Genomic DNA, 12,228 nt, shown 5'->3' with positions numbered 1-12,228 from the left:
TATAGCCAAAGATCCGCTGCATTCCTTCCAATAGGCACTCCTGGTTTTGAGCTTTGAATACCTGTGTGTAGCCTTTGTTGGAATATGGAAAAGTAATCGTTAAGGCATAGGCCACTTGATTGATACCGTAGGCATCGATGTAAGTAAAGGTCCCGAAATCAATCTGGGCATGTGCCATCGGTTGTGTCAGTGGCAGAAAACCCTCTTTGCCTTGCTGCATAATATATTTCTTTTTACGGACATATTTTTTAACCGTACTGTAACTTCCTTTGAAATCATGCTCCTTTTGGAGTCTTTCATGAATACGCGTTATTGTATGTCGCTGTTTTCTTGGCTGTCGGATGTCGTCCTCCAGCCAAAGATCGATGATGGGAATAACATCCTTGAGAATCGGGTAATGGTTTGGATTCACATCCGGCAGATGGTGTGCACTCCAATCCTCCATATATGCATATTTTTGAACGGTCTGAAAACTTAATTCCATCCTGCAGGCGATTTCCCGCAAGGATAACTCTTCATTTTCGAAGAGTTGTTTGATATACTGTTTCTGAGCCATGTTAATCACCTTTCCTGGTTACCTTTCTTAGAGACTGGACATCTTTAAAGGTAACTCATTTGATCGGTATTGACAATGGCTCTTTGCTTCGAAACCACCTTAATGGGTGCACAACTTTTTGGAGACCTTTTGCTTAACTATTATCTTACCAAACACATAAACTGTCAGGAGGCAAACATTTGCGTAATAACCGTCATTTATATTTATTCGTTCTTTTCTATTTTGCTATAGGATTTATCAACATTCACTTGGCCCTACTCGGCCTGATCTGCATGGTCCTGCCATTGATTCTTTTGTTTCGCAATAACCAAAAAACCTGGTGTCGCGGCTATTGCCCGCGGGCCAGCCTTTATAACGCCGTTGGTAAGCTGACCGCAAAAAATTCTTATAAAAGACCGAAATTCTTTATTAACGGCAAGATGAAATGGATAATGCTGATCTACTTTAGTATCAGCCTATTTATTATCATCATGTCCACCCTAAAGGTCGCCGGCGGGGGCATCCCGGCGATGACTTATTTACGGTTATTAATTGTCCTGCCCATTCCCGGCGCAATGCCCTAGCTATTTGAGTTTTCCGGCATTGCACCGTGGCTGACGCATCTTTCCTATCGTTTTTATTCGATGATGATGACCACTGCCTTGATTGGCCTGATTCTGGCCCTCATTTATAAACCAAGAACCTGGTGTACGATCTGCCCCATTTCAACGCTCTCAAATATCTATCTCAAATCAAAAAGCAGCCCCATATCTAAGTCAGATAAATTATATCCTGACGACCTGGTAACATGAACATCTTAAAAAGCTGAACGGAAAAAAAATAATCCGCGCAGTTTTTTTTGCGAGAGCATAAAGGGACGGTTCTTTCGTGTCCACTCGAATGGAATCTGTACAAAAGAACTACCGCTCCGATCTGCATGAGCTAATCACTTAACTGCTTTTCAGTTTTGGATAAAAACATTTCCAGGGCCTCATTGATATCAATATCTGTACGCTCAGCTAAAATAATCAGCCACTATAGGCATTCTCCAAGTTTATGCTCCAGTTCAGAGTCTATTTCCCCACTTTTAGGCCATCGCCCTTGCTGAGCCATGGTCAGTCGGCCAACCAAACCTGCATCTGTCAAAAAAGCCAGGGCATCCTCTTCAACGGTCCATTCCTTTCCATGATACCGCCTTTCCAATTGATGATAGCGTTTTCTAATTTGGGCAGAACGCTCAATTACTTCACTAAAATTTGTATCTTTCATTTTTTCCTCTTTTTATCATAAAATTTGCTTAAAGTATTGACCTGGATTCCTCATTGCTACTAAAACCACAGCCGCTGGTTAATTTCCGCGATGGTTCGGTCCTAAATCTTATGTTATACAATCAACTTTCCTTTTGATTGTAAATCGCGAGTGTTTCGATAAATAAATCTTTCAAGGTGTCAAGATTTACATTTTCCAGTTTGGAAAAACCGATACTGCTACTTCCAATTTTAATCTTACCTAATTTATCCGAATATGATTTTATCAGATATTGATTATCTTTTACAGCGTTTACATATAGACTATAATAGTTTTTCTGTCTGGAAATTCCAATCAGGAACCATTCAATTTCTTTCTTGTCGGATTTTGTAATATTAAATTCTCCGAAGCCAAGAATTGTTTGTTCACTCCCACCCCAAAATACACCATGCCAAACTTTCTGGCTAATGTTGGGGGCAATACTGAGAATAATATCCCTTATTTTCTTCAGGGTTTCGCTATCTTTTTCAGCTAGTGATGAGAAATACTCGTCAACTGTCATCTCTGTTTTTTCCACTTTATATCACTCCAATCATCCGTTTTAATATCATTATAGTTATACTTAAGAACATAATCAATCAAAATAACTGGCTGCTATATCATGTATTCGACGCTTCATTTCCATGCGGATATGTAACGGCTCTAAACACTCGCATTTATCCCCAAAACTGAGAAGAGTATTGTATCTCGATGAAAGGAAAATTGACGAAATGCTACGTTATTTGACAGCTTATTCCCCGGCACCATTGGGCAGCGGCTCTTCAGCACCATGGAATCGCAGCATAAATTCGGCCGCATAATGCCAGTTTTTTCGAAAGAAAAGCACCAGCCAGACCAAGCCAATCACAATAAAAATGCCCCCTATAATTAACAACAGTTGCATATCAGCGGGTAACAGTTCGGTTGCGGTTGCAGTATCGGCGCTGAGGGATGAAGAATACTTAAGCAGCATCACCGCCAGATTATGCAGGCCATGGATGATCATACACGGCAGCAGACTTCCGTATTTCATAAAGATCACACACAAGACCATCCCGACGAGGGTCGGACTGATCCCGGTGGTCAGATGCAGCGCGCCAAAAATCACCGAGGATAAAATCACCGCCTTGGCCGGTGAAAATCGGGTCAGCATCTTATTAAAAACAAAGCCTCTGAAAATCAGTTCTTCACAGATCGGCGCCAGGACAACCGAGGATATAAAAACAAGTCCCCAATTGGTGGCCGGGGTTTCCGGCAGTTCGTTAAAGCCCCCGGCGGGCAATGCCAGAATAAGTCCCAGGGTAATCAAGGCCAGGATCCCGATCCCCAGTAATTCCGGAAATATTACCGCCGCGACCGTTTCGCTGATTTTAAATCGTGTCGGCTGCAGCCATTGACGGAAGGACTGATGGTGTTTTCTAAAATGATAAAAGATCCAGCCGATGGGAAAGAAATAAAGTGATAAGGTTGCAGCAATCGCCGTGATATACGGACTCCCCACCCCCAGCAAGGTCAAGAGGATCAAACTTAACGCCAAGGTAAAAATAACCCCCAGAAGCAGATACCGATACTTCATGTTTTTTAACATCTCAATCAAGTTTAGCCCTCATTTCATATTTATATATTTTAAACCGTCCCTCCGTGTTAATACCACGCAGGAATTAACTATTCAAAAGTGTTTCCAAATCCGATACCGACACATCCATGCGTTTGGAGGTTTCCGCCATTGATAACCCAGAATCAAGGAATCGTTTTACAACCATCTTCAGATTCTCCCCAACCTCAATAATGTGGCCATCTAAATCATAAAAACGGACGGATCGTTGTCCCCATTCAGCTTCCTTAACGCCATCCCCGATATACCTAATGCCTTCGCGTTGATCTAATTTTGAAACAAAGTCATCAAATTCATTTTCCTCAAAATACAACTCCATATTATGAGATTCTTTTAAAACGCTTTTCTTGGGAATACCTAACAGCCAGTCAAAGTCCTGCTGTAAAGACAATCCACCAAAGGAAATATTTCTGCCATAGTCTTGAAACACCTCCAACCCAAATAAATCCTGATAAAACTTTTTGGAAAGACTGATATCTTTTACTGCAATGCAAACACCTTGATATTTCATTTGAAACTCCTCCAATAATTTAAATAATCCGCAGTTAAAAACTGCTCGTCAACTTCATGTTAGTATGAAGGGACGGTTCTTTCGTATTCATACGAATGGAAACTGCACAAAAGACAGAATCGTCCCTCCGATCCGAAATAATATCTAATTGTTGATTCATGTCTTTGTAGTCACAGCACTATTATTTTTTGTTGAAATTAATCCTTTTGATAAATAGTATCCTACCAGCACTGGAAAAACATATGATATAACTGGTGAGGCAACTAATAAATATGGTATTGAAATTGACATATTGACTTGAAAACCAAGTATTGAGATATAACGAGAACAATAAATCAAGATAAAAAATAATGCAATAATTAAATAATGTATATTAATTTTCAAAGTCAATTTTAAATCATCTAAATTTAATATATACAAAATAACACCGACTAATGAACCAACAACGAATCTACTGATCACCACATTTACTAATTCATAATAAAAAGATAATTGGTTTATGGAAGTTAGAAGCCTTCCATTACCAATAACTTCAACGTATATGATAAGAATAATTATAATCAAGTATGGTTTTAGTTTTTTTAATAAATTCAAAACAAGATCCCCTTTTCTAAAACTATATTTAGGCATTTTCTTTTCTTCTGGAAAACTACATTAATTTTGATGCGTTTATTCCAGTGGTTTTCCACCTTTTCTTTAAACTGAGGTTAGATTGCAGGGCATTTTCCTTTGCCAGTAGGCTTTATCCTGAATCTCTTTTAGGCGATTAATACATAGCATGAAGGGACAGCTTAAAAGCTTTCACGCCTGTTTTTTCACCGTAATCTTTTTAGTATAAGTACAACCCTTGTGATAATTGGAACATCCAAAGAACTCACCGTTGGCGCCCTTCTTTTTAAAAATTCTGCCCCCGCATTGAGGGCATGTATACCGCTCAGTCATTAACTCTTTCGCAAAACCCGAAAACAATTCCTGGACAAACACTGATTTGTTGTCTTTTTCAACCAGCAACCAGGCTTTTTTCCTGGTTCGTGTAATCGCCACATAAAACAAGCGTCGTTCCTCGGAGTATTGGTAATCATCCGACTCCTCAAGCAGCAATTGGACGACCTCATCATTTTGAATCTTACTGGGAAAACCGTAGCTTTTCCCCTTATTATTAATGATAAATACATAATCCGCCTGCAACCCTTTTGACCGATGGGCCGATAAAAACGCCATTTTAAGATCACTTCTTTTGGCATGTTGTACCATAGCCCTATGTGTTAGCATAGTTGTCATAAGGAATTAAAAAGTGTATAGTATAAAAAACGCAAGGAGAAACCTTATGTCAAAATACAGTCAAACCCTCAAAGACAAGATGCTGAATGAAATAATGCCACCTAAAAACAAATCTGTTGCTGAATTAGCCAAAGAGCATGGTCTGTCAGAGCAAACGCTTTATAAATGGAAGCGTCAGGCCAAGGAAAAAGGAATGGTGATTCCTAAAACGAATACCAGCTCAGAGAACTGGGATCCTAAAGATAAATTTCATGTGGTTCTTGAAACCGCCACGTTAAATGAAATCGAACTCGCCGAGTACTGTCGCAGCAAAGGTCTTTACGTCGAGCAGGTCATGGCCTGGCGGGATGCCTGTATGCAGGCAAATGGCGGAGTGGCACAGGAAACCGCCACCCTGCAACGCCATTTAAGAGATAAAGACAAAGCCTATAAACAGTTGCAAAAGGAACTCAACCGTAAAGAAAAAGCTTTGGCTGAAACAGCCGCATTGTTGGTTCTTCAAAAAAAGTGCCGAGCGATCTGGGGGGAACCCGAGGACGAATGATCCTCCCTGCCGATCGCGCCATTGCCGTCACCCTCATCCTGGAAGCCGTTACCGCTGGCGCAATGGAGGAAAAAGCCTGTTGGATTATGGGGATTAGCCAACGCACCTTATTCCGCTGGAAAAAACGCCCGGAAGACCAGCGGCCCCATGCCAAACGACCGGCCCCCCAAAATAAGTTAACCCTCGAAGAAAAGCAAGTGATCCTGGTTCATATGAACAGTGATCGTTTTAAAAGCCAGCCACCCAGCCAAATGGTGCCACAACTGGCTGATGAAGGGATTTACCTGGCCTCCGAGTCAACGATCTACCGCATTTTAAAAGAAGTGAAGCAGCAAAACCATCGCGGTCGCAGCGAAAAGCCCATCAAACGGATGGCAACCACCCATTGTGCTGCGGGACCGAATCAAGTGTGGATGTGGGACATAACCTGGTTGAAAGGCCCCATTTCCGGACAATTCTTCTATCTTTATCTGATTTTGGATCTTTACAGCCGCAAGATTGTTGGTTGGGAAATCTGGCCGGTGGAATCCGCCGAGCATGCCAGTACCCTGATGCGAAAAACCTGTTTATCCGAAAAACATACCGGACAGGCACCATTGGTGCTTCATTCAGACAATGGCAGCCCCATGAAAGGGGCAACCCTTTTGGAAACATTGTATCAATTGGGAATTACCGGCTCCCGAAGCCGACCCCGTGTCAGTAATGATAATGCCTATGCCGAATCGATTTTCAGAACCTGCAAATATCGCCCGGATTACCCCTACAAAGGGTTTTTGGACATCAGCGAAGCCAGACAATGGGTATTGAAATTCGCTCACTGGTACAATCATGAACATCATCACAGTGGTCTTAATTTCCTGACGCCCAATCAACGACATACCGGCATGGCTGCTGCTATTTTTCAAAACCGGCAACGCGTTTATGAACAAGCCAGGGAAAAAAATCCGAATCGTTGGTCACGACAGTGCCGGAAATGGGAACTTGATGTCAAAGTTTTTCTTAATCCGGTAAAAACGGAGGAACAGGATTTAATGGATATTTCGACCGCATAAGTTTGCAATATGTATAGTGAAAAAGTTGTAAAATGATGACAACTATCTTGACAAACACCGATAGTCTTACCCATTACTTTTTCATAATGACATTTAAAGGGACTATTTTCAAATATCTTAACATCGTTATTATAACGGCCGATGAAAAAAACGCTGCTGTTTTGGGGAAGATCAGTGATGGTATTCTCCATAAAGGTCACCGTATTTTTGGCCGTGTACCCTTCAATCAGGCCCAGCGAAAATTCATTGGCGTGGTTTGATCCATGGGCAGACACAGTCAGGGCTTCATTTGCTGCGCGCAGCTTCTTTTTTATTTGTTTGGGGTTTTTCATCACAAATTCACCGCTTACCTGAATCAGGCTTGGTGAAAAACGATAGGTTGTTTCAATTTTGCTTTTCTCAGAAACACCCCAATACCGGTCAAAATCCAGGATGTAATTTAGATCACTGCCTGCAAACCCATAAATACTCTGCCAGTCATCCCCGACACAAAACAAGCCATAATCATTTTTATCCCGCATGTGTTTTAACAGGTTATACCGGGCTTTAGAGATATCCTGGTATTCATCAACAATCACATAGCCATAGGGATGCTGATATTTACCGTCGGCAACATATTTCGAGGCCAGGTTAATCATATCATTAAAATCAATTTCACTATTCTTATTGAGTTCCGCTGCATAGCGGTTGAAGATTGGTTCGATTAATTCAAGCACACTCCGATTATTCTGATATTGATTCCCTTTGTGAACCTTGTTTAATGCATAAACTTTTTCAAAGGGATAGTCATTAATCTTCACCAGATTGATAACCGTTTCAAATAATCGACCTAACGACTCAAAAATGCTCTTATGCGTGGTTTTAATCTCAACCCATAACTCACTATCGGATTTAGGCTTGAATGAAACATTTTCAGCCTTTAATTTTTCCTCAAGTTCCTGTAGCAGCTGTCCTTCCAGCATGTCATAGCCATACAACTCCAGCATCACGGTATTGTTTTCGGTATGAAGCATTCTTTTCCATATCATCGATTCTTTATAGGTTTGTGAGGCCGTTTTGTTGTTTTTTCCAGTAAAGTAACTCGGCACTTTTCCATTACGATTGATTCCGAAATACTCAATGTAAATATCCTCATCGGGCAGATAGAAATCCGGAACATACCGGGCATATTCCTCCGTTGCGGTATTGATTTTATAAGGGACTTCATACTGATAGTTAATGCCGTTTTTGTATAAATAATTGGCGATATCCATTTCACCATAACTTTTAACGATCTCATTCTTCATGGTGATGGGTTGATTCAGTTCCAGGTAGTCATTGTATTCCGTTTGGGTAGTAAACTCAAACTCCGATTTTTGTTTGGTTCGATGAAAATAAAGATAAGTTATGAATTTCTTCAAATAAAGCGGATTTTTGATCAGTTCATTGAGGGCTTGCCTAATAAAGGCCGACAAACTAATTTGGGTGATGTTTGGTTTAACCCCATTAACTGCCGTAATGATGGTCATGCCAAGCTTGTGAAAGGTCATCGCATCGATGCTCACCCCGGTTTCTTTTCTGATCCGCTGACACATCTCCGTGGCCGAAGCATTGGTAAACGACAGCACCAGAATCTCATTAGGTTTGAATTTATTGGCCTTGAGCAGAAATTTTATCTTGGCGATGACCGTGATTGTTTTGCCCGTGCCGGCCCCGGCCACTACAATATGATTCCGGGTTTCCTTTAAAATGCAGGCCAATTGCTGGTCATCGAGGCTCCGGCCTTCAATGGGACAGATCATTTTTTTCAGGTTGTCAATGCGAAGGGCAATGTAGCCATCATTGTGACTTTTCACCTGCTCATCGATGGTCAAAACGATTTCATTAAAGCCATCGACCGTTTTTATGGTTTCCGCTTCCAAGGGCATTTTATTTTTTGTGCGTTGTTGATAGGCCGCAGCGCTAATGATTAAATTTGACCATTTAGCTTTCCACTGGGCGACATGATAAGGATCGATATACACATTGACATCAGAAAATAAAGCCGCCAACTCGAAAGTTGATGCCGGGATATCCAGGCTAAACGCATTCCTTTTTTCAATTGCCTCCTGTTTTTTTCTTTTTCGCTGTTCAAAGTATTTTCGAAAAAAGCACATCAGCCGGTCCTCCCATTGGGGTCACTACACCCACCCTATTTCAACAGTTCAATAATTACGTCGCCGTACTTTTCGGCTTTAACGGGACCAAAGCCGGAAACACCCAATAATTCATCCCGGGACTTTGGCATTTTGTCGATCAGATCCAGCATTTGTTTATTGCTGAAAACACAATAAGCCTTGATGTTTTCTTCCCGGCTTTTTTCGAGACGATAGGCTTTTAGCTGTTTGATGAGTGTCTCTTTATTATCAGCAGGCGCCAAGTATTCAGCCATGGTTTCATTGACAATAATAGGTTTTTCAACTACAGGTGGAAGACTTGCCTTATCAATCATGGAATCCGCCGTTTTTTCGATAACTGCTTCCTTTTCACTGTCATTGGTTACACGATCAATGAGGTCTTCAAACTTCTTCGCATAGTCAGTCTGATTGGGAATATGCAGGGCCAGCAGTCGTTGCGCCCATTCTTCCATTTCAGTATCGCTATTGGTGAGTTCCTTTGACTTTTTAAGCGCATCCTTAATATACTGAATGAGCTGATCCCCCCGGATAATCTTGTCTTTGACGTCCCTTTTAGCATACTTCACATTGAGCACGGTCTTGGGATTGGCCAGCACCACAATACTTTTATGAAAATCACCAAAATGTTTATCTAAAAGCATTTTAGTAATCGCATTTTTTTTGTCAGCTCTTTTCATTTGTTTGAGGACATCCAAATGCCGTTGATTTTGCGTAATCGGCGAATAAACACCTTCTTTGATGGTTCTTCCATTCCAGGAATACTTCCTGACAAAATTCCCCTGATTATCAACATCAATATTGCCAAAGAGATTTTTGCATTCAATTAAAAAAACCAGTTTCCGGGTGACCACTACATAATCAATTTGAGCCGACAGCTCTTCAAATTCCAGCCGCAGATCATGGATAATGTACATCGGCATGCCGGAGTTTTTAAGTTCAAAGGCAATGTTCTTTTCGCCGATTTCACCATAGTTGGCCAGATTGATTTCCCGGGCAATGTCGTCTTTCACTTTGCCGGTGGCTCTGTCCTGAAGTTCTTTAAGGCGGTTGATGTATTGGGTGGTGTCGGATACTTCTTTGAGGAAGACTGGGGTGTTGAGTTTGTTGAATAATGCCATGTTGTAATTCCTTTCAAATCTTCAGTGAATGAAATATGTTTATATATTGGTGCCAGGCACTAGCTCTGTATTGGCCATAATTCAACTATTTTTTTGAAGAGTTCATCGTTCCTCTTCTCTATATGAATTTCATCCCATATTTTATCACCAGCATCATATTTTCCAATAATATCCGTCGTAATATGAAGCAATGAATGTACTCTATAACCTTTATTATTACCTGAACCTTCAATTTTTATTTCAAAATTTTTATTACTTATTGATGCATTAAGCTTTGCTTTCAGTAACGTCATGTTGCCTAAATATATTATGTGTCCATTTCTCTTTTCTTTATACTCAAAATTCTTGTCACTTGAATTTTCCACATATTTTATTTGACCGTTATCATTATATGCAAAGTCAACATTATACCAGTTCGTTTCCCATTTTTTGGGCATAATATGTTCCAGTTGATAATCATATTCAAGACCATTTATATCAGAATTCAAACTGCTTATGCGTTCTAATTCAATACTGAAAAGAATCATCTTAGCTGTGTCTGGAACCATATTCGTCAAAGCATTCTTTATTATAGTATCATTAATACTGTCAATACTATCAGTATCATCATTAAATAATTTCGCAACACCATCTTTAATCAGCATATTACATTTGTTGGCATAGTTCTAAGTGCTCTTTCGTGCAATTCTCCTTCTTACTATATATGTTTCTAAACTTCTAAAATCCATTATTAATTGGGGTTCTTTAAAATTAGAGTTTGTATCTCTTATTCGCATAAGGACATATGGATAAAACATTTGAACCCCATACTTTTCAAGTATTAGCAATAATCTTCTAACGTGTTCATTATATTTAAAGATTTCCACCTCATCTTCACTTGCTAAATTATTTTGGAATTCAAGAACATATTTATTAAATATATATGCATACTCATTTATTTCTTCAACTAACTTAATTAGTTTTTCCATGTCATACTTCTCTGTGTTCTTTAAATAAACACTTTCGAGATTAGAAAATATTTCTTTTTTTTCACCGTTACCCCATTTGATACAGGCAACACAATATAATATAAAATCTAAATTTGTTCTTTGTACATTTCCAAATGACCGCACCTTGTACCAATTATTTTTATCATCTACTTGATTGCTATAAAATAATTTTTCCCATTTATCATCATACAGCTTACAAATATCATTTTTTTCATTATCCGTTTTAGCTAAATCGAGCAACTGTTTAAAAATATTATTCTTCACTATATCCGAGGTTGTTAATCGAACACCTGCTCGATTAATTGTATCAAATATTGTCTGTTCATTCACATCACCATCGCCTAACTCAATAAGCACCAATATACGATCTTCTTTACTATACATACTATCATGTAATTTTTTGAGATACTCTATTGGTTGTTCTTTTAAGGTTTTCATAAAAAATATGTAACATTGCATTATTTTACTGTCTTCATATTTTTTTTGAACATCATCTGGAATATAATCCTTATTTTTAAAACCAGTATTTATTATGCATTCATATGCTTCTTTATCAACTCTTGAATGCTGTATCTTAATACTACTTTCTTTGAACTTATCTGAATCATATATTCTATAAAACAAAGTTGTTTTTAAAGTGCTCATAATACTTTCATATTCACTTTCGTCATCATCCTCTTGACAAGACTGAGCCATTTCTTTTTTTCGTATAATATCATAGATTGACTTCATTAATATCGATAATGTTGTTATTCTTTGCTGTCCATCTATTATAATTCCTTCTGATGGTTTACTTTCTTTTACTCGTTTTATTATTACTGAACCCAAAAATGCCTTAGTCGCATTGTCAGGTTCTAGAGATTCTAATAATTCTCTCCAATTAGCTTCTTCCCAAACATATCTTCTTTGGAAAAAAGGGACAGTTAACTTTTTGGGTTCTTCTCCTAAAAAATAACATGATGTCGCTTCTGATCTCATTTATACTTCCTCCATTTATAATTTGAATAACTTTACTTATAAATTTTTATGCTACGCTATTTTGTCAATTTATAAGACTTGCAAAGCCTTACAATCTTTTTAAATTCACGTTTAATAAATATTTTGTGTTTATCACATTCTATATATGTTGGTGTCAGGGAA

12 protein-coding genes and 2 pseudogenes are annotated in these 12,228 nt (G+C 39.0%); 2 read left to right on the top strand and 12 right to left on the bottom strand.

The window, feature by feature from the left end; translation table 11 throughout:
* On the bottom strand, positions 1 to 556 hold a 556-nt coding region (locus AKG39_RS18410; protein ID WP_160316227.1), incomplete at its 3' end, for a transposase.
* A gap of 179 nt (positions 557 to 735) precedes the next feature.
* On the opposite strand from AKG39_RS18410, the gene AKG39_RS18405 reads away from it, so the two are divergent.
* Positions 736 to 1,119: a hypothetical protein gene (locus tag AKG39_RS18405; RefSeq protein WP_050741872.1), complete on the top strand. Its 384-nt coding sequence runs from the start codon at positions 736 to 738 to the stop codon at positions 1,117 to 1,119.
* A 451-nt stretch (positions 1,120 to 1,570) separates the two neighbouring features.
* Here the strand turns inward: AKG39_RS18405 and AKG39_RS18400 are convergent, their stop codons facing one another.
* The 7 genes and pseudogenes from AKG39_RS18400 to AKG39_RS18375 all read right to left on the bottom strand — a co-directional run bounded on the left by AKG39_RS18400 (position 1,571) and on the right by AKG39_RS18375 (position 5,169).
* The gene (locus AKG39_RS18400; protein ID WP_242852667.1) at positions 1,571 to 1,804 is read right to left on the bottom strand and encodes a nucleoside triphosphate pyrophosphohydrolase family protein; all 234 of its coding nucleotides are present in this window, start codon (positions 1,802 to 1,804) and stop codon (positions 1,571 to 1,573) included.
* Between the two features lie 121 nt (positions 1,805 to 1,925).
* Entirely contained in the window at positions 1,926 to 2,360 is a 435-nt protein-coding gene (locus AKG39_RS18395; protein WP_050741871.1) for a DUF1801 domain-containing protein, read from the bottom strand.
* Positions 2,361 to 2,417: 57 nt separating this feature from the next.
* Positions 2,418 to 2,528: pseudogene (locus tag AKG39_RS20595) on the bottom strand (WCX domain-containing protein); the annotation flags it as partial.
* A 45-nt stretch (positions 2,529 to 2,573) separates the two neighbouring features.
* Positions 2,574 to 3,410: a CPBP family intramembrane glutamic endopeptidase gene (locus tag AKG39_RS18390; protein WP_242852668.1), complete on the bottom strand. Its 837-nt coding sequence runs from the start codon at positions 3,408 to 3,410 to the stop codon at positions 2,574 to 2,576.
* Between the two features lie 73 nt (positions 3,411 to 3,483).
* Positions 3,484 to 3,948, bottom strand: coding sequence for a VOC family protein (locus AKG39_RS18385; protein ID WP_050741869.1), 465 nt, complete (start codon positions 3,946 to 3,948; stop codon positions 3,484 to 3,486).
* A gap of 156 nt (positions 3,949 to 4,104) precedes the next feature.
* Positions 4,105 to 4,578: a hypothetical protein gene (locus tag AKG39_RS18380; RefSeq protein WP_050741868.1), complete on the bottom strand. Its 474-nt coding sequence runs from the start codon at positions 4,576 to 4,578 to the stop codon at positions 4,105 to 4,107.
* 171 nt (positions 4,579 to 4,749) lie between these two features.
* On the bottom strand, positions 4,750 to 5,169 hold the full coding sequence (locus AKG39_RS18375; RefSeq protein ID WP_050741867.1) for a 3'-5' exonuclease: 420 nt from the start codon (positions 5,167 to 5,169) through the stop codon (positions 4,750 to 4,752).
* A 106-nt stretch (positions 5,170 to 5,275) separates the two neighbouring features.
* On the opposite strand from AKG39_RS18375, the pseudogene AKG39_RS20950 reads away from it, so the two are divergent.
* A pseudogene (locus AKG39_RS20950) lies at positions 5,276 to 6,801 on the top strand (IS3 family transposase); the annotation flags it as partial.
* Here AKG39_RS20950 and AKG39_RS19565 read toward each other — a convergent pair.
* The 4 genes from AKG39_RS19565 to AKG39_RS18350 form a co-directional block, all read right to left on the bottom strand.
* Positions 6,693 to 8,606, bottom strand: a complete 1,914-nt coding sequence (locus tag AKG39_RS19565; protein WP_423230046.1) for a UvrD-helicase domain-containing protein — start codon at positions 8,604 to 8,606, stop codon at positions 6,693 to 6,695. The pseudogene AKG39_RS20950 and the gene AKG39_RS19565 overlap by 109 nt on opposite strands.
* 389 nt (positions 8,607 to 8,995) lie before the next feature.
* Positions 8,996 to 10,099, bottom strand: a complete 1,104-nt coding sequence (locus tag AKG39_RS18360) for an NERD domain-containing protein (protein WP_050741865.1) — start codon at positions 10,097 to 10,099, stop codon at positions 8,996 to 8,998.
* A gap of 59 nt (positions 10,100 to 10,158) precedes the next feature.
* Positions 10,159 to 10,743, bottom strand: a complete 585-nt coding sequence (locus AKG39_RS18355; RefSeq protein WP_050741864.1) for an HNH endonuclease family protein — start codon at positions 10,741 to 10,743, stop codon at positions 10,159 to 10,161.
* Positions 10,744 to 10,764: 21 nt separating this feature from the next.
* Entirely contained in the window at positions 10,765 to 12,066 is a 1,302-nt protein-coding gene (locus AKG39_RS18350) for a DUF262 domain-containing protein (protein ID WP_050741863.1), read from the bottom strand.
* Positions 12,067 to 12,228: the final 162 nt, after the last annotated feature.

Origin of the sequence: Acetobacterium bakii, assembly GCF_001263355.1 — a bacterium.
In the GTDB taxonomy this organism is placed as follows: domain Bacteria; phylum Bacillota; class Clostridia; order Eubacteriales; family Eubacteriaceae; genus Acetobacterium; species Acetobacterium bakii.
This window is presented reverse-complemented; position numbering and strand designations above follow the sequence as displayed.

Coding starts and splice junctions, on each gene's coding strand:
- AKG39_RS18400 (WP_242852667.1), bottom strand. CDS start 1,804: ATGAAAGATACAAATTTTAGTGAAGTAATTGAGCGTTCTGCCCAAATT.
- AKG39_RS18385 (WP_050741869.1), bottom strand. CDS start 3,948: ATGAAATATCAAGGTGTTTGCATTGCAGTAAAAGATATCAGTCTTTCC.
- AKG39_RS18375 (WP_050741867.1), bottom strand. CDS start 5,169: ATGGCGTTTTTATCGGCCCATCGGTCAAAAGGGTTGCAGGCGGATTAT.
- AKG39_RS19565 (WP_423230046.1), bottom strand. CDS start 8,606: ATGATCTGTCCCATTGAAGGCCGGAGCCTCGATGACCAGCAATTGGCC.
- AKG39_RS18350 (WP_050741863.1), bottom strand. CDS start 12,066: ATGAGATCAGAAGCGACATCATGTTATTTTTTAGGAGAAGAACCCAAA.
- AKG39_RS18380 (WP_050741868.1), bottom strand. CDS start 4,578: ATGCCTAAATATAGTTTTAGAAAAGGGGATCTTGTTTTGAATTTATTA.
- AKG39_RS18360 (WP_050741865.1), bottom strand. CDS start 10,099: ATGGCATTATTCAACAAACTCAACACCCCAGTCTTCCTCAAAGAAGTA.
- AKG39_RS18390 (WP_242852668.1), bottom strand. CDS start 3,410: ATGTTAAAAAACATGAAGTATCGGTATCTGCTTCTGGGGGTTATTTTT.
- AKG39_RS18355 (WP_050741864.1), bottom strand. CDS start 10,743: ATGCTGATTAAAGATGGTGTTGCGAAATTATTTAATGATGATACTGAT.